Origin of the sequence: Hankyongella ginsenosidimutans (genome assembly GCF_005144965.1) — a bacterium.
In the GTDB taxonomy this organism is placed as follows: domain Bacteria; phylum Pseudomonadota; class Alphaproteobacteria; order Sphingomonadales; family Sphingomonadaceae; genus Hankyongella; species Hankyongella ginsenosidimutans.
On the sequence record NZ_CP039704.1, the window covers coordinates 1,505,250 to 1,528,381 of the forward strand.

General features: G+C 66.6%; 17 protein-coding genes and 13 pseudogenes. 16 read left to right on the forward strand and 14 right to left on the reverse strand.

Annotation, left to right across the window (positions count from 1 at the left end; genetic code table 11):
- Positions 1–80 precede the first annotated feature (80 nt).
- The 4 pseudogenes from E6W36_RS08800 to E6W36_RS23275 all read left to right on the forward strand — a co-directional run.
- Positions 81–1,068 (forward strand): annotated as a pseudogene (locus tag E6W36_RS08800) (adenosine kinase).
- 275 nt (positions 1,069–1,343) lie between these two features.
- Positions 1,344–2,248, forward strand: a pseudogene (locus E6W36_RS08805) (hydrogen peroxide-inducible genes activator).
- Between the two features lie 127 nt (positions 2,249–2,375).
- Positions 2,376–3,071, forward strand: a pseudogene (locus E6W36_RS08810) (NADPH:quinone oxidoreductase family protein); the annotation flags it as partial.
- Positions 3,072–3,076: 5 nt separating this feature from the next.
- Positions 3,077–3,193 (forward strand): annotated as a pseudogene (locus tag E6W36_RS23275) (NADPH:quinone oxidoreductase family protein); the annotation flags it as partial.
- Here the strand turns inward: E6W36_RS23275 and E6W36_RS08815 are convergent.
- The 10 genes and pseudogenes from E6W36_RS08815 to E6W36_RS18605 all read right to left on the reverse strand — a co-directional run.
- The gene (locus E6W36_RS08815; RefSeq protein ID WP_342776630.1) at positions 3,193–3,615 is read right to left on the reverse strand and encodes a PTS sugar transporter subunit IIA; all 423 of its coding nucleotides are present in this window, start codon (positions 3,613–3,615) and stop codon (positions 3,193–3,195) included. The pseudogene E6W36_RS23275 and the gene E6W36_RS08815 sit on opposite strands and share 1 nt — an antisense overlap.
- A complete protein-coding gene (locus E6W36_RS21985; protein ID WP_342776631.1) occupies positions 3,612–3,761 on the reverse strand; it encodes a hypothetical protein in 150 nt (49 codons plus the stop codon). The genes E6W36_RS08815 and E6W36_RS21985 overlap by 4 nt, the downstream gene beginning before the upstream one ends.
- 162 nt (positions 3,762–3,923) lie before the next feature.
- Positions 3,924–4,334 carry a ribosome hibernation promotion factor gene (locus tag E6W36_RS08820; protein ID WP_246047449.1) on the reverse strand — a complete coding sequence of 137 codons (411 nt, stop codon included), beginning with the start codon at positions 4,332–4,334 and terminating at the stop codon, positions 3,924–3,926.
- 291 nt (positions 4,335–4,625) lie between these two features.
- Positions 4,626–6,224: pseudogene (gene rpoN, locus E6W36_RS08825) on the reverse strand (RNA polymerase factor sigma-54).
- A 15-nt stretch (positions 6,225–6,239) separates the two neighbouring features.
- The gene (gene lptB / locus E6W36_RS08835) at positions 6,240–7,022 is read right to left on the reverse strand and encodes an LPS export ABC transporter ATP-binding protein (RefSeq protein WP_222874445.1); all 783 of its coding nucleotides are present in this window, start codon (positions 7,020–7,022) and stop codon (positions 6,240–6,242) included.
- Between the two features lie 263 nt (positions 7,023–7,285).
- Positions 7,286–7,777, reverse strand: a complete 492-nt coding sequence (locus E6W36_RS08840; protein ID WP_246047451.1) for a DUF2141 domain-containing protein — start codon at positions 7,775–7,777, stop codon at positions 7,286–7,288.
- 235 nt (positions 7,778–8,012) lie between these two features.
- A pseudogene (locus E6W36_RS18595) lies at positions 8,013–8,326 on the reverse strand (protein tyrosine phosphatase family protein); the annotation flags it as partial.
- 60 nt (positions 8,327–8,386) lie between these two features.
- A complete protein-coding gene (locus E6W36_RS18600; protein ID WP_246047454.1) occupies positions 8,387–8,572 on the reverse strand; it encodes a helix-turn-helix domain-containing protein in 186 nt (61 codons plus the stop codon).
- Complete coding sequence (locus tag E6W36_RS23970) at positions 8,569–8,919, reverse strand: AAA-type ATPase lid domain-containing protein (protein ID WP_484103597.1); 351 nt, start codon at positions 8,917–8,919, stop codon at positions 8,569–8,571. The genes E6W36_RS18600 and E6W36_RS23970 overlap by 4 nt, the downstream gene beginning before the upstream one ends.
- A gap of 5 nt (positions 8,920–8,924) precedes the next feature.
- Positions 8,925–9,839, reverse strand: a pseudogene (locus tag E6W36_RS18605) (sigma-54-dependent transcriptional regulator); the annotation flags it as partial.
- 283 nt (positions 9,840–10,122) lie between these two features.
- On the opposite strand from E6W36_RS18605, the gene E6W36_RS08855 reads away from it, so the two are divergent.
- The 10 genes and pseudogenes from E6W36_RS08855 to E6W36_RS08905 all read left to right on the forward strand — a co-directional run bounded on the left by E6W36_RS08855 (position 10,123) and on the right by E6W36_RS08905 (position 17,956).
- Positions 10,123–10,275 (forward strand): hypothetical protein, encoded by a 153-nt coding sequence (locus tag E6W36_RS08855; protein WP_222872347.1) that lies wholly within the window; start codon positions 10,123–10,125, stop codon positions 10,273–10,275.
- 32 nt (positions 10,276–10,307) lie between these two features.
- Positions 10,308–11,288 (forward strand): ABC1 kinase family protein, encoded by a 981-nt coding sequence (locus tag E6W36_RS08860; RefSeq protein WP_222872348.1) that lies wholly within the window; start codon positions 10,308–10,310, stop codon positions 11,286–11,288.
- Positions 11,285–11,467 (forward strand): hypothetical protein, encoded by a 183-nt coding sequence (locus tag E6W36_RS08865; RefSeq protein ID WP_222872349.1) that lies wholly within the window; start codon positions 11,285–11,287, stop codon positions 11,465–11,467. Before E6W36_RS08860 ends, E6W36_RS08865 begins: the two co-directional genes overlap by 4 nt.
- A gap of 65 nt (positions 11,468–11,532) precedes the next feature.
- The gene (locus E6W36_RS08870; protein ID WP_222872350.1) at positions 11,533–11,661 is read left to right on the forward strand and encodes an aa3-type cytochrome c oxidase subunit IV; all 129 of its coding nucleotides are present in this window, start codon (positions 11,533–11,535) and stop codon (positions 11,659–11,661) included.
- A 63-nt stretch (positions 11,662–11,724) separates the two neighbouring features.
- Positions 11,725–12,853 (forward strand): annotated as a pseudogene (locus E6W36_RS20610) (Re/Si-specific NAD(P)(+) transhydrogenase subunit alpha).
- A gap of 164 nt (positions 12,854–13,017) precedes the next feature.
- Positions 13,018–13,427: pseudogene (locus E6W36_RS08880) on the forward strand (endonuclease domain-containing protein).
- 1 nt (position 13,428) lies between these two features.
- Positions 13,429–13,706 (forward strand): annotated as a pseudogene (locus tag E6W36_RS08885) (NAD(P) transhydrogenase subunit alpha part 2); the annotation flags it as partial.
- A 20-nt stretch (positions 13,707–13,726) separates the two neighbouring features.
- A pseudogene (locus tag E6W36_RS08890) lies at positions 13,727–15,156 on the forward strand (NAD(P)(+) transhydrogenase (Re/Si-specific) subunit beta).
- A gap of 51 nt (positions 15,157–15,207) precedes the next feature.
- Positions 15,208–16,109, forward strand: a pseudogene (locus tag E6W36_RS08895) (MBL fold metallo-hydrolase).
- 27 nt (positions 16,110–16,136) lie between these two features.
- Positions 16,137–17,956, forward strand: a pseudogene (locus E6W36_RS08905) (aldehyde dehydrogenase family protein).
- Here E6W36_RS08905 and E6W36_RS08910 read toward each other — a convergent pair.
- From E6W36_RS08910 to E6W36_RS08925, 4 genes are all read right to left on the reverse strand, one after another.
- Positions 17,934–18,071, reverse strand: coding sequence for a hypothetical protein (locus E6W36_RS08910; RefSeq protein ID WP_222872351.1), 138 nt, complete (start codon positions 18,069–18,071; stop codon positions 17,934–17,936). The pseudogene E6W36_RS08905 and the gene E6W36_RS08910 sit on opposite strands and share 23 nt — an antisense overlap.
- Positions 18,068–18,895 (reverse strand): NAD-dependent epimerase/dehydratase family protein, encoded by an 828-nt coding sequence (locus E6W36_RS08915; protein WP_222872352.1) that lies wholly within the window; start codon positions 18,893–18,895, stop codon positions 18,068–18,070. Before E6W36_RS08915 ends, E6W36_RS08910 begins: the two co-directional genes overlap by 4 nt.
- A complete protein-coding gene (locus E6W36_RS08920) occupies positions 18,892–19,728 on the reverse strand; it encodes an SMP-30/gluconolactonase/LRE family protein (protein WP_222872353.1) in 837 nt (278 codons plus the stop codon). Before E6W36_RS08920 ends, E6W36_RS08915 begins: the two co-directional genes overlap by 4 nt.
- Before the next feature lie 204 nt (positions 19,729–19,932).
- On the reverse strand, positions 19,933–20,880 hold the full coding sequence (locus E6W36_RS08925) for a sulfotransferase family protein (protein ID WP_222872354.1): 948 nt from the start codon (positions 20,878–20,880) through the stop codon (positions 19,933–19,935).
- A gap of 362 nt (positions 20,881–21,242) precedes the next feature.
- Here E6W36_RS08925 and murJ point away from each other — a divergent pair, with 362 nt between their 5' ends.
- Both murJ and E6W36_RS08935 read left to right on the forward strand, forming a co-directional pair.
- On the forward strand, positions 21,243–22,679 hold the full coding sequence (gene murJ, locus E6W36_RS08930; protein WP_222872355.1) for a murein biosynthesis integral membrane protein MurJ: 1,437 nt from the start codon (positions 21,243–21,245) through the stop codon (positions 22,677–22,679).
- Between the two features lie 103 nt (positions 22,680–22,782).
- On the forward strand, positions 22,783–23,124 hold the full coding sequence (locus E6W36_RS08935; RefSeq protein ID WP_222872356.1) for a hypothetical protein: 342 nt from the start codon (positions 22,783–22,785) through the stop codon (positions 23,122–23,124).
- Positions 23,125–23,132: the final 8 nt, after the last annotated feature.

The following is a 23,132-nucleotide window of genomic DNA, read 5'->3' on the forward strand; positions in this document are numbered from 1 at the left end:
TACCCGCCCGCCGCGGTTGCCATGGCGCGCCCCGCCCGGTATGCGGGCGGCATTACGGAATTTCCTTCGGAGACATCGACATGAGCGACCAACGGCTTGCAGTTCTTGGTATCGGCAATGCGATCGTGGACGTGCTGTCCCACGCCACAGACGATTTCCTGACGGCGCAGGCGCTGGTCAAGGGTCGATGCGCCTGATCGACGAGGCGGAAGCCGAGCGGCTGTATGGCCTCATGGGGCCGGGTCATGAGATTTCCGGCGGCTCGGCTGCCAACACCATTGCCGGAATCGCGGCGCTTGGCGTGCCGGCGGGCTTCATCGGCAAGGTGCGCGACGATCAGCTGGGCGCAGTGTTCGCGCACGACATCCGCGCCGCTGGCGTCGAGTATGCGACCGATGCCGCGGCGGATGGTGCCTCGACCGCGCGCTGCCTGATTCTGGTGACGCCAGACGGCCAGCGCACCATGAACACCTTTCTCGGCGCCAGCCAGGGCCTCAACCCGAGCGACCTCGACGCCGCGCAGATCGCCCGCGCGGAAGTCATCTACCTTGAAGGCTACCTCTGGGATCCGCCCGCAGCCAAGGAAGCGTTCATGGCCGCGATCCAGATCGCGCACCGCCAGGCCAACAAGGTGGCGCTCACCCTGTCGGATTCCTTTTGTGTCGCCCGCTACCGCGACGAGTTTCTGGAGCTGGTCCCCAATCACATCGACATCCTGTTCGCCAACGAGGCGGAGATCAAGGCGCTGACCGGCACCGACGATTTCGACGCAGCGGTCGCCTGGGCGCGCGACGCCTGCGATATCGTGGCGATCACCCGGTCGGAGAAGGGGCGGTCATCGTCGCGGGCGACGAAACGCACGTCGTTCTGGCCGAGCCGGGCGTGCATGTGGTCGACACCACCGGCGCCGGCGACCTGTTCGCCGCCGGCTTCCTCGCCGGGCTGGCCAAGGGCCTGCCGCTTGAGACGTGCGGGCGCATGGGCGTCATCTGCGCGGCGGAGGTCATCAGCCATATGGGTGCCCGCTCCGAGGCCGACCTGAAGGCGCTGGTCGCGCGCCGCCTCTAGACCTTGATCGTTTCAGATTGAATCAAGCTGAAACGTGAATCATGGTCTAAATTGTTGATAAGAGGCTGCTGACTTTACGTTGACCCACGAGGCAGTGGCGGCAGTAGTGTCTCAGTTTGAAATTTTGCCGCTCACCCTGAGCTTGACGAAGGAGTGAGCGGCTCGTGGTTCGTCAAGCTCACCACGAGCGGACTTTTCAAACTGAGACACTACCGTGGCGGCTTGCATCGCGAAACCGGCGATGGAATACAGGGCCTGTCGCAACGGGGCCATGCATGTTCCTGCCATCCATCAAGCAGTTGCAGTATCTTATCGCCCTGCATCAGCACAATCACTTCGGGCGGGCGGCGGACGCCTGTTTCGTCACCCAGTCCACCTTGTCGGCCGGCCTGCGGGAACTGGAGACCGGGCTGAACGCCGTGCTGGTCGAGCGGACCAAGCGTGTCGTGTCGTTCACGGCCCTGGGCGAGCAGGTCGCGCGCAAGGCGTATGTCGTGCTGCGCGAGGCGACCGAGATCGCGCAGATGGCGCAGGCGTCCGGGCGGCCGCTGAGCGGAGAACTGCGCCTGGCGGTGATCCCGACCATCGCGCCGTTCTTCCTGCCGAGAACCCTGCCGGCGCTGCGCTCCACCTATCCCGATCTCAAGCTGTTCCTGCGCGAGGAAATGAGCCATGCCGCGTGCGAGGAGCTGCTGCGCGGCCAGATCGACTGCGTGCTGCTGGCGCTGCCCTACAACTGCGGCGAAGTGGAAGTGGCGGAACTGTTCGAGGATGCGTTTTCGGTCGCCTTCCATGAGCAGGAATTCGCGCCACCGCCTGCGACCATCGCGCCGGCGGAAATCGAAGGCGAGCGCCTGCTGCTGCTCGAGGACGGCCATTGCCTGCGCGACCAGGTGCTGATCGCCTGCGAACGGCCGGAGCTGCGGATCAATCGCGCCGTGCTCGGCACCTCGCTGCACACCATGGTGCAGATGGTCGACAACCGGCTCGGGATGACGCTGCTGCCGCAGATGGCCATCGACTGCGGCATCCTCAACGACACGCATGTTCTCGCGCGCCCCTGAGCGGCCCGCGCGCCCGCCGTACCATCGCTCTGGCCTGGCGGCGAAGCTCGCCGCGCGAGGCGGAATTGCGCCTGCTGGCTGAATTTCTGCGCAAGGCCGCCAAGGGCGAACAATAATAGGCTGGGCAAAGCGCTGCGCCGACGTGAGGGACGACACGATGAAATCGCTGATATGTGAAACCTTCAGCCCGCAGGGGCGCTTGAACAGCGCGAGGTGCTCACGCCGGATGTGGGGCCGGGTGAAGTGCGCATCCGCGTCATGGCGGCCGGCGTCAGCGCGAACGACCTGCTGCTCGTGCAGGGCATGACCAGCCCGAAGCCGTCGCTGCCGTTCACGCCGGGGTCCGAGGTGGCCGGGGTGATCGATGCCGTGGGGCCGGGCGTCCAAGACATCGCGGTCGACGACCATGTCATCGCGCTGACGAGCGCCGGCGGCTTTGCCGAATTCGTCGTGGTGCCGAGCGATGCCGTGGTCGAGATCCCGGAAGGCATGGCCTATACGACGGCGGCGGGGTTCATCCTGACCTACGCCCCGGCGCATCATGCCCTGAAACAGCGCGCGGCGCTGCAGGCCGGGGAGACCGTTCTGGTGCTGGGCGCGGCCGGTGCCAGCGGGCTTGCCGCGATCGAGGTCGCCAAGATGCTGGGCGCGCGTGTCATCGCGGCGGCGTCCACCGACGAGAAGCTGCAACTGGCCAAGCGCTTCGGCGCGGACCATCGGATCAACTACACCGATATCGACATGCGGGAAGCGCTGAAGGTTTTGACCGACGGGGCAGGCGTCGACGTGGTGTTCGACCCGGTCGGCGGGGAAGAGGCCGAGTCGGCGCTGCGCTCGCTGGCGCTGTGCGGGCGCCATCTCATCATGGGGTTCGCCGCCGGTCCGGTAGCGCCGATCTCGCCCAACGCCCTGCATGCGCGCGGCGCGGCGCTGATCGGCGTGCAGTGGGCGCCTATGCGCGCCTGCACCCGGATGTACAGGCGGACAATCTGGAAGAGCTGGTGGCATGGTACAAGGCGGGCAAGCTCCAGCCCGCGATCGGTCAGGTGTTTGCCTTCGATCAGGGGACGGAGGCGATCCGCTCGGCGGCGGATCGCGGCACCATGGGGCGTGTGGTGCTGGACGTCAGCGGCCGCCAGCCGAAGCTGAGCGACGTCGTCGGCCCCGGCGAACTGTGTTGATCAGGCGGCTTTCGGCTGCTCGCCGCGCAGGAGGATCGCCAGCAGCGCGTCGTCGTTGAGGGCACCGCGCAGCTTTCGCACAGGCCATGCTGGCGCAGCATGCGCGAGACCAGCGCCAGTGCCTGAAGATGGCTCGCGCCCGCGTCCGTCGGCGCGAGCAACATGCACGCGATGTCGACAGGCGCGCTATCGATGGACTGATAGTCCACCGGCTGCTCCAGGGTGACGAAAATGCCGATCAGGCGGTCAAGGCCGGGGAGCTTGGCATGCGGAATGGCGATGCCGTTGCCGACCCCTGTCACCCCAGCTTCTCGCGCTCCTGCACCGCCGCCAGGGCCTGCGCCGCATCGATGCCGTAGGCGCGCGCCGCGATGTCGGCCAGACTCGTCAGCAGGTGCTTCTTCGACCCGGCGCGCAGACGCGCCGCGACCGCGGCAGGCGAAAACAACGAGGATACATCCATGGTCTTCTCAAAACATAGTCTGCAGCTGGGCTGCAGTGCAGCCGCAATACAGCAAAATTCTCACCAATCCATGGGCTGGCGAAAAGTTTCTAGGCACGTGACGATCAGGGCACCGGTCTTAAATGCTTCCTGAGACAGGCCGTGCCTTCAGGCGGATGGATTGTCCTGCGGTTCGACCCAGGCGACGTTGCCGTCCTCCCGACGATACACCATCGACAGGCGCCGGTTGGCAGCGTTGCGGAACAGCAGCGCCGGCGTATTGCGCAGGTCCAGCAGCATCACGGCGTCCGACACGCTGACCTCTGGGATGTCTGAAGGCATTTCGGCGACAATCACGGGGCTTTGTGCTTCCGGCAGCTCGTCCTCCGACTCGCGGTCGAGCGACTGGAACACGACATAGGCGGCCGGCGTGAGGTCGAGCGTATCCGGCTCGGCGACGCCATTGCCATGGTGATTGGTGAGGCGGCGCTTGTACCGGCGCAACTGCTTCTCGATGCGGCTTGAGGCGAGATCGAAAGCCGAGCGCGCATCGCCGCCATTACCCTCGGCCTTCAGCATGATTCCTGTCGAACGTGCAGGGCGCAGTAGGCATGAAATCCAGTGCCGCCCTCATCCCGGCTCATGGTCACCTGGGCGCGGAGCGATCGGGAAAAATATTTATCGGCGATTTCTTCCAGACGCGCACGCGCGTGCGCGGAAAGGCATCGCCGAGATCGATGTTGCGGCCAGAGACACGGATATCCATGAGGGGCTCCCTTGCTTGAGGGTTGGACACGGCGCTTTTCGCGCTTCTCATTCTTGTAACCTCAGTCACCTGTGCAGGCATTTCAAGAGGTTGTCGCAGAATATCTACCTCTGGGCACCGCCTTGCCAGCCTGCTGTTCCATTGCCGCCGTTGGCGATCGCTTTCGCGCGCCGGCGCTCGACGCTGGAGGGATGCGCATGGCTTCGCGGTACTTTGCCACGGTTCGCCGGGCGATGTCGAAACTTTCGCGCTGCAGGATGTCCACGAGCTTGTCGTCCGAGAGGATGGCCTTGGGGTCTTCCGCGTCGATCAGTTCGCGAATTCGCAGCTTTACCGCTTCAGCGGAATGCGCCTCGCCGCCGTCGGCGGCCTGGATGGCGGATGTGAAGAAGTATTTCAGCTCGTAGAGCCCGCGGGGCGAGGACAGATACTTCGCCGTGGTGACGCGGGACACGGTCGACTCGTGCATGCCGATCGCCTCGGCGATGACGCGCAGGTTCATCGGGCGAAGGTTGCGCACGCCGTGTTCGAAGAAGTCCTGCTGCTGCCGCACCAGTTCCGTCGCGACCTTGAGGATGGTGCGCGCCCGCTGGTCGAGCGCCTTGGTGAGCCAGTTGGCGGATTGCAGGCATTCCGAGAGGAATGCCTTGTCGGTACGGTTGCCGGTCCGGCTGGCCAGTTCGACATAGTAGCGGCGATTGACCAGAACGCGCGGCAGGGTGGCGCTGTTCAGTTCGACGCCCCAGCCGCCTTCAGGGGAGCGGCGGACCAGAATGTCCGGCACCACGGTTTGCGCGCGCTCGCCGCCGAAGGCGAGGCCGGGCTTGGGATTATACTGGCGGACCTCCTGGATCATGTCGTGGAGGTCCTCGTCGTCGACCCGGCAGATACGGCGGAGCTGCGCCAGATCGCCCCGGCCGAGCAGTTCGAGATGCTCGAGGAAGCAGGACATCGCCGGGTCCAGCCGATCCTGCTCGCGCGCCTGGATTTTCAGACATTCCGTGAGATTGCGCGCGCATACACCGCTCGGGTCGAACGTCTGCATCACCTTGAGGACGTCTTCCACGACGGCTTCCGGAATACCGAGGCGGAAGGCGATGTCTGCGAGCGGGTCGCGGATATAGCCGGCTTCGTCAACCAGGTCGGCAAGGTGGGTCGCAATGAAGCGCAGCGCCGGGTCGCCGAACGCCTCGCCGACCTGCGCCAGCAGATGGTCCTGCAGGGAGGTTTCCGCCACCAGCGTGGCGTTGAGGCCGGACGTATCGTCATAGTCGCCGCCTTCGGCGATGCTGCCGGTCCCGCTGAGGCTCAAGCCTTCCATGCCGCTGAGCATGCCATCGGTGTCGCCGGCGCGGTCGCTCGGGGAGTCGTGCTGGAACACATTGTCGTCGAGGGAGATGTCCAGCGCGCCTTCGGGCGTTGTTCCTTCCGCGATGTCGTCGCGCAGGAGGGCGGTGTCGGATGCCGTCAGGGTCTCGCGATCGTCCAGGCCATCGCCATCGTCGCCATCGCCTTCCGAGTCGTTCGCGTCCCGCTCGCCCGAGTCCTCGCCGACCTCCAGCAGGGGTTCTTCTCCAGCTCGGCGATGACAAAGCCTTCAAGCTCCAGGTTGCTCAGCGCCAACAGCTTGATCGCCTGCTGCAGCTGGGGGTCATCACCAGCTGCTGGCTTTGTCTCAGGTCGAGGCGGGGTCCAATGGCCATGGGGTCAGGAATAGATCAGAGTTGGAAATTTTCGCCTAAGTACACACGGCGTACCTGCACATCGGCGACGAGGTCGCGCGGCGTGCCCTCGAACAGAACCCGGCCATCATAGATGATGCAGGCACGGTCCACGATATCGAGGGTTTCGCGCACATTGTGGTCGGTGATCAGCACGCCGATGCCGCGCTGCTTCAGGTGACGCACGAGCGTGCGGATATCGGAAATCGAAATCGGGTCGATGCCGGCGAACGGTTCGTCGAGGAGCATGATCGAAGGCGACGCGGCGAGTGCGCGGGCGATTTCGGCGCGACGGCGCTCGCCTCCGGACAGCGCCATGGCGGAGGATTTGCGCAGTTTGGTCAGCGAGAACTCGTCCAGCAGTTCGTCCAGCCGCGCCGCGCGTGCCCGGCTGTCGCCTTCCACGACCTCGAGAACCGAGAGAATATTGTCCTCGACGCTCAGACCACGGAAAATGGAGGTCTCCTGCGGCAGATAGCCAAGGCCGCGCGCGGCGCGCCGATACATGGGCAGGCCGGTGATATCGTGCCCGTCCAGCAGAATCCGCCCATGATCGGGGACGACGAGGCCCATGATCGAATAGAAGCAGGTCGTTTTGCCGGCACCGTTCGGGCCGAGCAGGCCCACCACTTCGCCACGACGCACGGAGAGCGAGACATCGCGCAGCACCGCCCGGCGGTCATAGCTCTTGCCGATCGACACGATGTCCAGACCGGGGTCCGCGCTGGGGCGCACATCTGCGCCGAAGAGCTTTTCTGTCGTGGCAATCTCTTCAAGCATCATCGAAACCTTGTCCGGACCCCGGGCATTTTCAGGAAGAGCGGAGGCCGGCTTTCCATTTGAAAATGGTCTAAGCGAGGATCGTTAACGAATTCTAACCGGTAATTCACGTTGGCCCGGTTCATGCATGTGCAAGGATACCGCATCGGTGGCGACGGGAAAAGCCCCTCGTGTCGCGGAATCGAGGTTCGCAGACTGATATCGGGCGGCCGAGCGAGCTTCGATTGCAAAATTCACAAGAGAAACAGTGGGCTGGCTCCGGGTCAGGGATAGAAGAGCGGCACCGTCATGGTGTTGAGCCCGGCTGTTGCGGTAAATTCCGCCTCCGCGACGGTCGGCTTGCGGTAGATGCGCCTGGCCCTGTTGGGAAAGCCGACACCGTCAGTGAACAGGCTGAACTTGCCGTTGAGGTTGCGGTCATGGAGCACGGCGAGCGTGTATGTGCCGGGCCCTGGCAGGCGGATGCAGGAGTAGACCGCGCCGGCCTGCGGCGTCGGAGCATCGATGCGGCGGAAGACCTTGCCGCCTTCCACCAGCTTGCGGCTGTTGCCGAGAAACTCGCCCGAGTCGGTTGAGTATATCTCGAGCCGCACCTGACCTTTTCGATCCTTGAAGCCGGTGATTTCGACGCGCAGCGCGGTCTCGTGCGCGTCGGGCGCGCAGGCGTCGGCATCCGACCCGATAGCGGGAATGGACTGGGCCGCGGCAGGGGCGGACAGCAGGGCAAGGGCAAGCGCAATCAGGCGGGGAAACATGTGGGCAACCTCGCGAAGCTTTTGAAAAATCTCTGTAAGGCGATGCGGCGCGTTCGCCAGCTCTGTCAGGATGGGGTGTGTTGCGATCCCGCCAAAGCGCGCAGGAGTCGATCATCGGGGTGAGGTCGTAGCCAGCGTTGGCGGCGGCGGCGCAGAGCTGCTCCGGTGCGTCACCCGCCAGGGCGCGCGCTGCCGCCCAGACCATGGTCGAGCGCGCGCCGGAGCGGCAGAAGGCCAGCACCGGCCCCTGGCAGGCGTCGATCACGGCGCTGGTCGCCAGCAGGGTCTCGAAATCGAGCGGCCCCGGGTGCACGGGAATTGATAGTAGCCAAGCCCGTGCTCGATCGCGGCCTGCGCGATGTCAGCGCAGCACGGCTGGCCGGGCACTTCGTCGTCGGGGCGGTTGTTGATGATGGCGCGAAAGCCGGACGCGGCGATCTCGGCGACATCCGCTGCGTCGATCTGGCCAGCGATGGCGAAATCCGGTGTGAGGTGTAGGGCGCGTAGCATGGTCGCACCATAGAGCCTGATCGGGTGAGGTTGAAGCATTTTGCGTCAACCGATGGCGTAAATCACGCTCTGACTGTGGAGCCTCAATAGGTTGTTCTGCTAAATGCCGGCGGCTTCGTCCACGCTGATGTCGAGTTCCGCCAGACGCCGGTAGAGGGTCGAGCGTCCGATGCCGAGCCGGCGCGCCACCTCGCTCATCCGGCCGCGATAGCGGGCGACGGCGAAGCGGATGGCGTCGGCTTCCAGGTCCTGCAGCGCGCGCACGTGCCCGCGCGAATCCGTCAACTGGATACGGTCGACCGGCGCGGCAGCACCGGGGCCGCCGCTGGCGTCTCCGCCGCCTGCAGCGCCGGCGCGGCGCGCTCCGCCCGTTGCGCCTGCGCCAGAATCTGCGGGAAATCGCGCATGCTCAGCCGGTCGCTGTCGCACAGCACCACTGCCCGGAAGATGGCGTTTTGCAACTGGCGGACGTTGCCCGGCCAGTCGAAGGCGGTCAGCAGGGTCATCGCCTCCTCCGAGACACCGCGCACGTGGATATTCTCCAGCGCTGCGGTGCGGGCGATGAAGTGGTTGATCAGCGCCGGAATGTCTTCCCGGCGTTCACGCAGCGGCGGGATGGTCAACTGCACCACGTTCAGGCGATAATAGAGGTCCTCCCGGAAGCGGCCCTGCGCGGACTCGACCGCCAGCTCGCGGTTGGTCGCGCTGACCACACGCACGTCGACCTTCTGTGGCGTCCGGCTGCCCACCGGCTCGACCTCGCCCTCCTGCAGCACCCGCAGCAGCTTCACCTGCAGGTCCAGCGACAGCTCGCCGATTTCGTCAAGGAACAGGGTGCCGCCGTTGGCGTCGGAGAACTTGCCCATGTGCCGGTCGATGGCCCCGGTGAACGCGCCCTTTCATGGCCGAACAGCAGGCTTTCCGCCAGTTGCGCCGGCAGCGCGCCGCAGTTCACCACGACGAACGGGCCGTTGGCGCGCGGGCTCGCCGAATGGATGGACTGGGCGATCAGCTCCTTGCCGACGCCGCTCTCGCCTTCGATCAGTACCGGCGCCGAGGAATTGGCGGCGCGGCGCGCCAGCGAGACGGCACGCAGGAACTGCGGGGACTCGCCGACCAGTTGCTCGAAGGTCAGATGTGCGCCCAGCTTTTCCGACAGCGGGCGCAGTTCGCCGTCGGCGATGCTCTCGTTGGTCGCAGTCGCCAGCGCGGCGCGAATGCGCTCAGGGCTTGCCGGCTTGGCGATGAAATCGTTGGCGCCGGCGCGCATCGACTCGACGGCGTTGCTCAAGGTCGTATGCGCGGTCAGCACGATGATCGGCAGGCGCGGGCGTTGCGGGCGGATCGCCTTCACAAGCTCCAGCCCGCTCATCTTCGGCATTTGCAGGTCGGCCATCAGGGCGCAGATTTGCGCGCCGCTCGGCCCCAGCAGGATGTCGAGGGCCTGCTGTCCCGTCTCCGCCTCCAGCACCGCAAAGCCCGCCCGGCTGGCGATGGCGGCAAGCGCGCGCCGCTGGCTCGGTTCGTCTTCGGCGATCAGCACCGTGTTCATGGGCAGGATGTTCCAATATTGGACGGCTTGTTGTCTCAATACGGGACAATGGTAAATTTTGTTTATACACCGCCTAGTGCCCTGAATCTGAAATCCGCTGCATCCAATATCAGGCGCGGTTGGATTTCAGATTCAGGACACGGGCAAAACATTGTTTCTCGTGTCGTTTTCAGAATCGAAGTTCGCTTGATCGCCCGATATCATGGTGGGGCGAACTTCGATTCCACGACACGCGTCGCGGAGATGCATTGCCGAAATCCGGCGCGCGGCCTACCTGTTCGGTGTGAGCGACACCTACGACGATTCAAACAGCATGTCAGGCCGACTGTCGCGCTATGCGCGGGTCGGCGTAGCCGTCGGCGGGCTGGGCCTGCAGTTCGCCGCCAATCGCGTGCTGGGGCCAAGCTCGATTCCGAGCGGCACGCCGAGGAGCTGACGGCAGCGCTCGGCAACCTCAAAGGCCCGGTGATGAAGGTGGCGCAGATTCTTTCCACCATCCCCGAGGCGCTGCCGCCCGAATACGCCCAGAAGCTGGCGCAGCTCCAGGCCAACGCGCCGTCCATGGGCTGGCCGTTCGTCAAGCGGCGCATGAAAACCGAACTCGGGGTCGACTGGCGCGCCAAGTTCAGCGCGTTCGAGGAGACGGCGGCGGCCGCCGCCTCGCTTGGCCAGGTGCACAGGGCGGCGACGCTTGACGGCCGGGCGGTTGCGGTCAAGCTGCAATACCCGGACATGGCATCGGCGATCGAGGCGGACCTCAAGCAGCTCGACATGCTGATCGGGCTGTACCGGGCGTACGACCGCTCGATCGACCCCAGCGAAATCCGCCACGAAATCGCCGAACGCCTGCGCGAGGAACTGGATTACGCGCTGGAAGCCAAGCACATGGCGCTCTATCGCCACATGCTCGCAGACGAACCGAACGTGCATGTGCCGGACGTGGTCGAGGCGCTGTCGACCCGCCGGCTGCTGACCATGACCTGGCTCAGCGGCAAGCCGCTTCTGACCTACAAGGACGCCGACCAGGCGGTGCGCAACCAGATTGCGATCAACATGTTCCGCGCCTGGTACGTGCCGTTTCATAAGTATGGCGTCATCCACGGCGACCCGCATCTGGGCAATTACTCCGCACGCGACGATCTCACCATAAACCTGCTGGACTACGGCTGCATCCGCATCTTCCCGGCCAAGTTCGTCGGCGGCGTGATCGATCTGTATCGCGCGGTGCGTGACGGCGACCGCGATCTGGCGGTGCACGCCTATGAGACCTGGGGTTTCACTGGCCTCAGCGCCGAGGTGATCGACACCCTCAACATCTGGGCGGCGTTTCTCTATGCGCCGCTGCTCGAAGACAAGCCGCGCCTGATCAACACCTACGACAAGCCGGGCCAGTATGGGCGCGAGCAGGCCGCCAAGGTTCATGCGCGCCTGAAGGAGCTGGGAGGGTGAGGCCGCCGCGCGAATTCGTGTTCATGGACCGGGCGGCGATCGGGCTGGGCGGCGTGTTCATGCACCTGGGCGCGCATGTGAACTGGTATCGGCTCTTTCAGGACGTGATCGAGGGCTTTTCGATAGAGGCGCTGGCCGCGCGCCAGGCGGAGGCCATGAAAGCTGCGGGGCTGGCATAGCTCCCTCTTGGCAATCCGGGGCGGCTCCGCTTATGAGGCGGAAATCCAGTTTCGAGGGTATCGCGATGGCTGAACAGAACAGCATGGATTACGCCGAGCACAAGCGCACGTGGCGGGGCTTCATGGGCTTCGTGAAGTGGGGCATTCCCTTGTCGCTGATCCTGTTTGGGGTCGTGTTGTGGTTCACGACTTGACGCCGGCGTTCCGGTCGTAGAGGCTCCCCGATACGCGGGTTGAAACCGCCGGGGAGATGCTCGATGAAGATTGCCGTGCTGAGGGAAACCCAGCCGCACGAACGCCGGGTCGCGGCAACGCCTGAGACTGTCAAGAAATTCATTGGCCTGGGCGCAGAGGTTGCCGTCGAGGCCGGCGCAGGGCTCGCCGCGTCGATCGCGGATGCGGATTTTGCCGCCGCCGGTGCCGCGGTCGCCGACCGCGCCGGAGCGCTGGCCGGGGCCGCGATCGTGCTCAAGGTGCAGAAGCCCGCGCCGGACGAAATCACCGCACTGCCCAGGGGTTGCGTTCTGGTGTCGACGCTGGACGCGCTGACCGCGCGCGACCTGATGCAGCAGCTTGCCGACCACGGCGTCACCGCCATGGCCATGGAGCTGATGCCGCGCATCACCCGCGCCCAGTCCATGGACGTGCTGTCCTCGCAGTCTAACCTTGCCGGCTACAAGGCGGTGCTGGACGCGGCCTCCGAATACGGCCGTGCCTTGCCGATGATGATGACCGCCGCCGGCACCATCCTGCGGCGCGCGTGTTCATCATGGGCGTCGGCGTGGCCGGACTGCAGGCGATCGCGACCGCGCGCCGGCTCGGCGCCATCGTGTCCGCGACCGACGTGCGGCTGGCCACCAAGGAACAGATCGAGAGCCTGGGGCCAAGGCGATCTTCGTCGAGAAGGTCAAGGGCATCGAAGGCGAAGGGACCGGCGGCTACGCGACCGAGATGTCGGACGAATACAAGGCGGCGCAGGCGGAGCTGATCGCCAGCCACATCCCCAAGCAGGACATCGTGATCACCACGGCGCTCATCCCCGGCCGCCCCGCGCCGCGACTGGTGAGCGCCGCCATGGTCGCGGCCATGCGCGCGGGCTCGGTGCTGATCGACCTGGCGGTTGAAAGTGGCGGCAACGTCGAAGGCTCCGTCGCAGGCGAGGTCGTCACCACCGCCAACGGCGTCAAGATCGTCGGCCACCGGAACGTGCCGTCCCGACTGGCGGCGGACGCCTCCGCCCTTTACGCCCGCAACCTGTTCACCTTCGTCTCGACCTTCTGGGACAAGGAAACGAAGGCGCCGAAATGGCCGGCCGACGACGAGATCATTGCCGGCATCACGGTGACCCGCGACGGCGCGATCGTCCATCCAAGGCTGGTGGGGTGAGGGTGTCTGGCCCCTCCGTCGGGCTGCGCCCGCCCCTCCCCGCTGGGGAGGATCTGCTGCTCCTCCCCGGTACGGGGAGGGGACCACGCGCAGCGTGGTGGAGGGGCATCATGCTGAGCGGTCCTGCACGCACGATCAGGTCAGCGCGGGTGCTCCGTCAGACCATGAGCCTGCCCGAGGTTCTGCTCTGGCAGGTTCTGCGGATGCGACCGCAGGGACATAAGTTCCGCCGTCAGCACCCAGCGGGACCGTATGTGCTCGACTTTACTGCGCCGCATCGGGTTTGGCGATCGAAGTGGACGGTGCAGCGCACGACTGCGCTGACCGGCCGGACCGTGATGGTCAGCGAGACCGGTATCTCGCAACGTTGGGCGTCGAGACGTTGCGGCTGGCTGCGCGCGACGTGCTAGACGATCTTGAGGCGTCAGTGCGGCTCATTCTGGTGCATGCCGATGCGCGTCGCCCCTCCGTCGGGCTGCGCCCGCCACCTCCCCGCTGGGGAGGACCTGCTGCTCCTCCCCGGTACGGGGAGGGGACCACGCGCAGCGTGGTGGAGGGCATAGGGAGAACGTAGAATGGAATTCCTGAACCAACTCTCGATCTTCGTGATGGCGATCTTCGTCGGCTACTATGTCGTCTGGTCGGTGACGCCGGCGCTGCACACGCCGCTGATGGCGGTGACCAACGCCATTTCCTCTGTCATCATCGTCGGCGCGTTGATCGCCAGCGCTGCCGAGGGCGCGCCCATCGCCAAATATCTTGGCCTGCTGGCGGTCGTGATGGCGGCGGTCAATATCTTCGGGGCTTTGCGGTCACCCGGCGCATGCTCGGCATGTACAAGAAAAAGAGAAAAGGCCTGACAGGGGTACGCTCATGGAACACGCCGCCACGCCCGCCTGGGCCATCCTCGCGTATCTGGTCTCAGGCGTCCTGTTCATCCTGGCCTTGCGCGGCCTTTCCAGCCCGGAGAGCAGCCGCAAGGGCAACATGTTCGGCATGGTCGGCATGCTGATTGCGGTTGTGACCACGCTGGTGACCCACGGGCTGGCCAACATCCCGGAAATCCTGGCTGCGCTCGCCATCGGCGGCGGCATCGGCTATGTGCTGGCGCAGCGCATCGCCATGACCCAGATGCCGCAACTGGTCGCCGGCTTCCACAGCCTGGTCGGCATGGCGGCGGTGCTGGTGGGTGCGGCGGCATTCCTCAACCCGCAGGCGTTCGGCATCGTCGATGCGGCCGGCGGCATCCTGCCGGTCAGCCGGGTCGAGATGGGCCTAGGCATCGCCATCGGCGCGATCACCTTCTCCGGCTCGGTCATCGCGTTCCTGAAGCTGAACGGCAACATGTCCGGCGCGCCGATCCTGCTGCCTGCGCGCCATGTCATCAACATCGGCACGCTGATCGCCATTGTGGCGCTGGTCGCAATGTTCGCGCATTCGCCCGCTGCGGCGCAGGGGACGGCACGCTGCTCTGGCTGCTGATGGCCCTGAGCTTCCTGATCGGCTTTCTGCTCATCATCCCGATCGGCGGGGCGGACATGCCGGTCGTGGTCTCGATGCTCAACAGCTATTCCGGCTGGGCGGCGGCGGCCATGGGCTTCACCCTGCATAATTCCGCGATGATCATTACCGGTGCGCTGGTTGGCTCGTCCGGCGCGATCCTCAGCTACATCATGTGCAAGGCGATGAACCGTTCGTTCATCAGCGTCATCGCCGGCGGTTTCGGCGCGGAGAGCGGCGCGGCGGCCGCCAGCGGCCCGAAGGTCGACCGGCCCTACAAGCGCGGTTCGGCGGATGATGCTGCTTTCATCATGAAGAACGCCGAGAAGGTCATCATCGTCCCCGGCTACGGCATGGCGGTGGCGCAGGCCCAGCACGTGCTGCGCGAGATGGGCGATCTGCTGAAGAAAGAAGGCGTCGAGGTGAAATACGCCATCCACCCGGTCGCCGGGCGGATGCCCGGGCACATGAACGTGCTGCTGGCGGAAGCCAACGTCCCCTACGACGAAGTCTTCGAGCTGGAGGACATCAACACCGATTTCGGCCAGGCCGACGTCGCCTATGTGATCGGCGCCAACGACGTGACCAACCCCGCCGCCAAGACCGACAAGACCTCGCCGATCTACGGCATGCCGGTGCTGGACGTGGAAAAGGCCAAGACCGTGCTGTTCATCAAGCGCTCGATGGGCGGGGCGGGCTACGCCGGGGTCGAGAACGAATTGTTCTTCCGCGACAATACCATGATGCTGCTCGCCGACGCCAAGAAGATGACCGAGGAAATCGTCAAGGCGCTGGCACACTGAGCGCGCGAAAACCGGTTCCCACTGGCCCTCGCAATGGCTAAGGGGCGGGCGATGGACGAAGATATCCTGCACCCCGCGCCGCCGCCCTTCGTGACCCCGCGCCCGTGCGGCTACGAGGAAGTGGTGACGCTTTCGCCGCTGGTGCGCCGGCTGACCGCCAAGAACCCCAGCCCGTTCACGGCGACCGGCACCGGCACCTACATCGTCGGGCGCGGTACGGTGGCGATCATCGACCCCGGCCCGGATGACCCCGAGCACATCAACGCCATCGGCTGCGCGCTGCTGGGCGAGCGGGTCAGCCACATCGTCGTCACCCACACCCACCGGGACCACTCGCCGGGCTCCCGGCCGCTCAAGGCCCTGACCGGCGCGCCGATCGTCGGCTGCGCGCCGCTGTCCTTCCCGGACGAGGGCCCCAAGGTCGAGGAGTCGTTCGACGCCGACTATGCACCGGACCAGGTCATGCCGGACGGTGCGACGGTCAGCGGTCCGGGCTGGACCCTTTCGGCGCTTGCGACCCCGGCCACACCTCCAACCACCTGTGCTTCGGGCTGGCGGAGGAAAAGGCGCTGTTCACCGGCGACCATGTCATGGGCTGGTCGACCACCGTCATCGTGCCGCCGGACGGCGACATGACGCAGTATCTGGCGTCGCTGCGCCGGCTGCTCGAGCGCGACGATGCGATCTACTACCCGACCCACGGCGATCCGGTGTTGAAACCGCAGGCGCTGGTGCGCGGGCTGCTCACCCATCGGCGGATGCGCGAGGCGCAGATCCTGCAGTTACTGGGCGAGGGCGTGAGCGCGATCGGCGACATGGTCGAGCGGCTGTACGTGCAGACGCCGCGCATCCTGCACCCTGCCGCCAGCCGGTCCGTGCTGGCGCACCTGGTCGCGCTCGAGCAGCAGGGCCGTGTGCGGCAGGACGCCGGACACTGGGTCGCGCTGGCGTAAGCCGGTCCTGCTCCTTATGTTAGCCGCATGACGACATTCGACGATTTCAAGGCGGACCTCGCACTGTTCGACGACTGGGAGGATCGCTACCGGGCGCTGATCGACCTGGGCCGCACGCTGGAACCGCTGCCCGAGGCCGCACGCAACGAGGCCAACAAGGTGCGCGGCTGCTCCAGCCAGGTGTGGCTGACGGCGGAACCGGCCGCAGGCGGCGCGCTGCACTTGCGCGGCGACAGCGACGCTCACATCGTGCGCGGCCTCGTGGCGTTGCTGTTCCTGCTCTATCAGGATCGCACGCCGGGCGAGATTCGCGGCATCGACGCGCGCGCGCGCCTGGCAGAACTCGGCCTGGCCGGGCATCTCGCCGACGCGCACGAACGGACTGTATTCCATGGTGGAGCGCATCCGCGCCATGGCAGCGGAGGGAACGGCATGACCCTGTATCTGGCAATCGATGGCACGCGTCGTTCTGGCGAAGGGCGGTGCACGCACACGGTCATCAATCCGGCGACTGGCGCGGCGATTGGCGATCTTCCGCTCGCCGAGCGCCAGGACCTGGACGATGCCTTGGCCGCGAGCGCGCGCGGCTTCGCCCGCTGGCGGCGCACCGATCCGCTGGAGCGCGCCGCCGTGCTGAAGCGCGCGGCACAGTTGATGCGCGAACGGATCGAGGCGATCGCAGCCGCCACCACGCGCGAGGAAGGCAAGCCGCTGGCGGAAGCGCGCGCGGAGATCACTTATGCCGCAAATCTGCTGGAGTTTTTCGGCGAGGAAGCCCGGCGCATCACCGGCAAGGTGCTGGCGCGCCCCTATGGCCGGCAGTCGCTGGTCCTGAAGGAGCCGATCGGCCCGGTCGCGGCGTTCGCGCCCTGGAACTTCCCCGTCAGCACGCCAGTGCGCAAGCTGGGTGCGGCGATTGCAGCCGGCTGCTCGTGCATCCTGAAGCCGCCGCTCGAGGCACCAGCATCCGCATTGGCGGTGCTGGAAGCGCTGTGGGATGCCGGCACGCCGGGCGACGTGGCGCAGGTGGTGTTCGGGGTCCCGGCCGAGGTCTCCGAGCATCTGCTGGGGTCCCCGGTCATCCGCAAGATGTCCTTCACCGGCTCGACGGCGGTCGGCAAGCATCTGATGCGGCTGGCGGCGGACAGCATGATCCGAACCACCATGGAACTGGGCGGCCATGCGCCGGTTCTGGTGTTTGCGGACGCCGATATCGAGGCAGCGCTGGATGCGCTCGCCCCGGCCAAGGCGCGCAATGCCGGGCAGGTCTGCACCTCGCCGACCCGCTTCTACGTGGAAGCGCCGGTTTACGAGCGGTTCGCCACGGGGCTGAGCGCCCGGCTGGCGGCACTCAGGGTCGGGGACGGGATGGAAGCGGGCACGCAAATGGGGCCGCTTGCCAACCCCGGCGGCTCGACGCAATGCAGGACTTGACGGCAGATGCTGTGAAACACGGCGCGACGCTGCTGGGCGGCGGCGCACGCATCGGCAACAAGGGCTATTTCTGGCAGCCGACCGTGCTGCGTGATGTACCGGCCGACGCGCGCATCATGAACGAGGAACCGTTCGGGCCGGTTGCCGCCCTGTCCCCGTTCGAGGGGTTGGAGGCGGCGCTCGCCAGCGCCAACCGGCTGCCGTTCGGTCTGGCGTCCTATGTCTTTACCGGGTCCGCCAGGACCGCGCTGCTCGCCAGCCAGGGCATCGAGGCGGGCATGGTCGGGCTGAACCAGATCGCGGTGGCGCAGGTGGACTCGCCGTTCGGCGGCGTCAAGGAAAGTGGCCACGGCTCGGAAGACGGCCCCGAGGGTATCGAGGCCTATCTGGTCACGAAGGCAGTGCACCAGTAGCGCGCAGCCAGCCCAGCGTGTCCGCCAGCGTTTCGTCCAGCGGCCGGACGTGCAGGCCAAGCTCGCGCTGCGCCAGCGCGCTGCTGAGCGGCCTGGCCCAGTGCGCGAGTTTCACGCCGGTGAGGGCGCTGCCGGTGGCCGGCCGGTGAGCCGTGCAACCAGCCCTTCCTCGATCATGGCCGTGAAATACGCAAGCGGATAGGGTACCCGCGGCAGCTGACGCTCCGGGTCGATCAGGGCCGCGAACTGCGACAGCATGACCTCATGCCCGCCGAGAATATAGCGATGCGCCGGCTGCGGATGATCCAGTGCGGTAATGACCGCCTGTGCAAGATCGCGCACGTCAATCATGTTCAAGCGCGTCTCAAGCAGGGCAGGCAAGCGCCGTGCCGCAAGATCGCGCACCAGCCGGGTCGGCGCGGTCATGCTGATGTCGCCGGGGCCAAGCGGCATGGCCGGCAACAGGGTCGTCACCTGGAAGTTCGCGGCACGCTCGCGCGCGGCCAGCGCTTCGCCGCCGCGCTTGGCGCGCGGGTACGACCCGGCCAGCGCATCAAGCGGCGGGTCCTGCGCCTCCGTGACGGGATCCGGCGTGTCGGCGCTGAGCAGGGTGGCGTAGCTGGAGATGTAGACGAAGCGCTCGGCCCCGACCGCGCGCGCCCACGCGGCCAGCCGGCCGGTCGGATAGGCGTTGACGGTGTCGTGGTCGCGACGGTTGCGCGTCCAGAGGTTCGAGATCGCAGCCAGATGGATCACGGCGCGCACGCCTTGCACCGCGCGCTGAAGGACCTGGTTGTCCGTAATGTCGCCGCGGATCAGCGGCACGGGACACTCCGGCCAGGGCAGGATGTCGAGCGCACGCACGGCCTTTCCGCGTGCGTGCAGCGCGGCGACGATATGGCGACCCATGAAGCCGCTGGCGCCGGTCACCAGGATCATGCGGACCCTCCCGGCATCGGGCAGACCAGCAGGCCTTGCTCGCGCACGGAGCCGAGGAGCAGCGCGCTGCCGATCACCAGTCCGACGGTAGCGCCGGACCAGGTCGTGCCGTCCGGGTCGTCGAACAGCAGTTCCGATGCGCCGGTCCGGAAATCGGTGCGAAGGATGCGGCTTGGCGCATGGTCGCCCAGGGGCCAGCCGTACCGGTGCAGGCCGAAGCGCAGCAGGCTGGGGTGCAGCGCCACGACCAGCCGGCCGGCGCTGTCGCGGGTGATGTTGTCCGGCCCGCCCGGCAGGACGCGCCTGGCCGTGCTCCCCAGCATGCGCAGCGCCTGCGCGCGGGTGTCGGCCACGACGATGTCGCTGCCGACCGCCGCGATGCCGTTGGGGAACCGCAGATCGTCCTCGAGAATGTCGACCCGGGCACCAGGCCCGTCCGGCCAGACGATTTCCGCGACCCTGCCGTCGCCCGAAGGCTTGCCCTGCGTGCAGGGCCCGCGATCCAGCGTCACCTCCAGTGCCGGGCCCGGCAGCAGCACCAGATCGTTGGCGCGGCACAGCCGCGTATCGCGCACCACGGCTGCCAGGCGGTTCGCCTGCAGATCGTAGAGGCCGATGGAAACCTGGGGCGGCGCATCACCAGCATAGCGCCGCTCGACGACGGCGAGCTTGCCGTCCGCGATATCGATACCATGCGGCGCGGCATCTTTTGCAAGCAGGATCGGCGGCAGTCTGGTGGCGCTGCCGAGGGTGGCTTCCGGCAGGGCATAGAGCCCGCCGCCCGGTGGGTCGCCCCGCTCGGCGGCCAGCCGGTCATAGGCGGAGACCAGCACGCGCCGACGCGCGGGTCGTACGCCAGATCTTCCGCGCCGACGATGGGTTTTCCGGTTGATGCATCGACGAGCGGCAGGCGCTGGCAGGCGCTTGCCGGGATTGTCGGTGCGCCGACCATGGGCACACGCCAGAACCAGACCAGCACACCCGCCAGCAGCAGCGTGGCGGCTGCGAGCAGGCTCAACCGCCGCCGGATGGGGCTTCTAGCCGACATCGGGTTGCGGGTATCCGAGGCGGGCGAAGGACGTCGCAAGCCGGGCATAGATGTCCTGTGCGACCGTGGCGTCCTTGTGGAAGCGATTGACCTCGAAGCTCTTCTGCGCGTCCAGATAGGCCTGGAAACGCGGGGCATGCTGGCTGAACGGGCCGATGCCGTGCCGGTCCAGGCGCAGCGGCGTCCAGACCCGCTCCACCGTGCCCATCGGGTCGGCGCTGAAGTCGTCGTAGCGGATGGTCTGGAAGCGCTCCGGTGGCAACGCGGCACCGTCGTTCAGCACCGCCGCCATCATGCGCGCGTAGGTCTCGAAGATCACGTCCTCGACCGGCGCCGTCGCATAGTCCTGCAACGCGAACTGCTTCAGCAGCTTGGCGTAGAAGTTGCGCATGGAGACGATCACGTCGACCGGGTTGCGGTGGATGTGGATGAACACCGCCTGCGGGTAGAGCCGCGCCAGCTGCGCCACCCGCGCCGTGTAGGTCGGGTTCTTGATCAACAGGCGCCGCCCGCCCTGATGCAGGTGCAGCTTGGTCATGAGATACTGGAAGCGCTGCTCCCACCGTGCGACCGCGTGGGGCGGCACATTGTCCAGGAACACGCCTTCCGCCACGAATTCCCGAAGGCGGCTGGGGAAATACAGGCCGTGGTAGAGCGACTGGGGAGTCATGTTCGCCATGCCCACTTCGTCTTCCTGCGGGCTGTCGAGCTTGACCGGCACCTTGTCGATGAAGCGGTCCTTCGGCAGATTGGCGACGATCTGCTTTTCAGCCAGCCGCGCCAGCAGCAACAGGTCCCAGGGCAGGCCGGTCGCCGCAGGCGGCACGAAACCGAAGCCCGCCTCCACCATCATCTGGTAGAGGTGGGTGGTGCCGGAGCGCCAGTGCCCGACAATGAACACCGGCGGCGGGATGGTGGCCGGCGCGCGTATTGCCATCCAGGCCCGCTCGGCCAGCGAAAAGGCAGGCGTCCGAGCACAGAAGCCCAGACGGCACGCGCGGTCCCGCGATGTTCGGGCGCGACCGGCCCGCCAAGGCGGAATACTGTGGAGAGGGTGGCGAGATCGGCGCCGGACAAGGGGTGCATGGCGCCTGTTAACCGCCGATGCCTACGCACCGCAAGCCTGCTGGCGCGTGCGAGGCCTTGCCAAGTCCGTTGTGTGGCCGCAGGAGAACACTGCATGTCACCTTCGCCTGCCGCTCCATCTGCTGCCCGCAAGCCGTCGCTGCGCGGTTCTTTGCTCTCGGTCGGCGGCATGACTCTGCTCAGCCGGATCGCGGGCTTCGCCCGGATGTCCTGATGGCGGCAGTCGTCGGGGCCGGGCCGGTCGCAGATGCGTTCCTGATCGCATTCCGGTTGCCGAACCATTTCCGCGCGATCTTTGCCGAGGGCGCGTTCAACACGGCGTTCGTGCCGCGCTACGCGGCGCTGCACGAGGCGGAAGGCCCAGCCCCCGCCCAGGTGTTCGCCGACCGCCTGTTCACCCTGCTGCTGCTGACCCAGGCAGCACTCGCGGCCGGCGTGCTGGCGTTTCCAGGGCCGTTCGTGCGGTTGCTGGCGCCGGGCCTTGACGGCGAGACGCTCGATCTCGCGATCCGCTTCACGCAGATCACCTTTCCTTATCTGCTGTGCATCGCGCTCATGAGCCTGCTGGCGGGCCCTCAACGCGACCGGGCGCTTTGCAGCGGCGGCTTTCGCACCGGTGCTGATGAACCTGTGCATGATCGCCTCGCTGCTGCTGGTCGGGCTCAAGCAGCCCTGGTTTGCGACACCGGGCGATGCGGCGGCCTGGGGCGTGCTGGCGGCCGGGATCGCACAGCTGGCGCTGGTCTGGGTCGCGGCCGCCCGCGCCGGCATCGGGCCCCGCCTGCGCTGGCCGCGTCTCGACGGTCCGGCGCGCAAATTCTGGCGCGCGTTCGGCCCGGCGACCATCGGCTCCATGGGGTGCAGATTGCCCTGTTCGCGGACACGATCATCGCCAGCTTCCTGCCAAGCGGCGCGCTCTCGGCGCTCTATTACGCCGACCGGCTGAACCAGTTGCCGATCGGGGTGATCGGCATCGCGGCCGGTACGGTGATCCTGCCGACGATGGCGCGGATGATCGGTGCCGGCGACGAGGCCGGTGCGGCGCGCGCGCAGAACCGCACGCTGGAGATGACCCTGCTGCTCGCGGCACCCTGCGTCGTGCTGTTCGCCACCATGGAGCAGGAGCTGATGCAGCTGCTGTTCCAGCGCGGCGCGTTCGACGCCGCGGCCACCCAGGCTGCTGCCGACACGCTTGCGGCTTATGCGCTTGGGCTGCCGGCGTTCCTGCTGATCCGCAGTGTGGTGGCGAGCTTCACCGCCCGCGGCAATACCGTGACGCCGCTCAAGGCGTCGCTGACGGCGCTGGCCATCAATCTGGCGCTCAAGGTCGCGTTGATGGGGGCGCTGGCGCAGGTCGGGCTTGCGCTGGCCACGTCTGCAGGCTGGGTCAATGTCTTGATCGTGGGCGTGCTGGCCGCACGTCGCGGCTATCTGAGGCCGGATCGACGGCTGGTTGCCGCCTGCCTGCTGGTGGGCGCGGCCGCGCTGCTGATGGCGGGCGGTCTTGCTGCCTTGGGCGGCCCAGCACGGGCGGCGGCCGAGCTGTCGCCGTTCCTGCGGATGGAAATCGCGCTGGGACTGCAACTTATCGGCGGGCTCGCGCTCTATGCCGGTGTGTGTTTTCTCGGCATGCGCCGGCGCGCGCGCTGATCGCGGGTGATCCGCGAATTATTTTGCCGCGTATCTGCGTTAGACCTTGATGCTTTGGTCCGAAGGAAAATGCCGGCCCAACCGTTTAGCTAACGAGAACACGGTGTATTACGCCGGCATGGCAGCAGCTCTCGACCTGATGATCGAATTCTGCTATGTCTGCTCGGGATCGGGAAAGGATCGAACCATGCAAAGAGCGCATGTGGGCTTACTCGGCATTGGCGGTGTGCTGGCCACTCTGAGCGTGATGGCGAGCCTGAATGTCTCCGTGGCGCATTCCACGGCCGCAACCGCTTTATCCAATACGCCGGCGACCGTGCTTCTGGGCTATGATCCGGCGACTGCCGACTTGCCGTCCCGCGTGATGCTGTGCGAGAAGCAAAAGCAAGGCCCGGCGCATCGTGTTGGCATCAACGCAAGCGTGGGCCGCCGTCTGCCGATCTGACCCGCAGG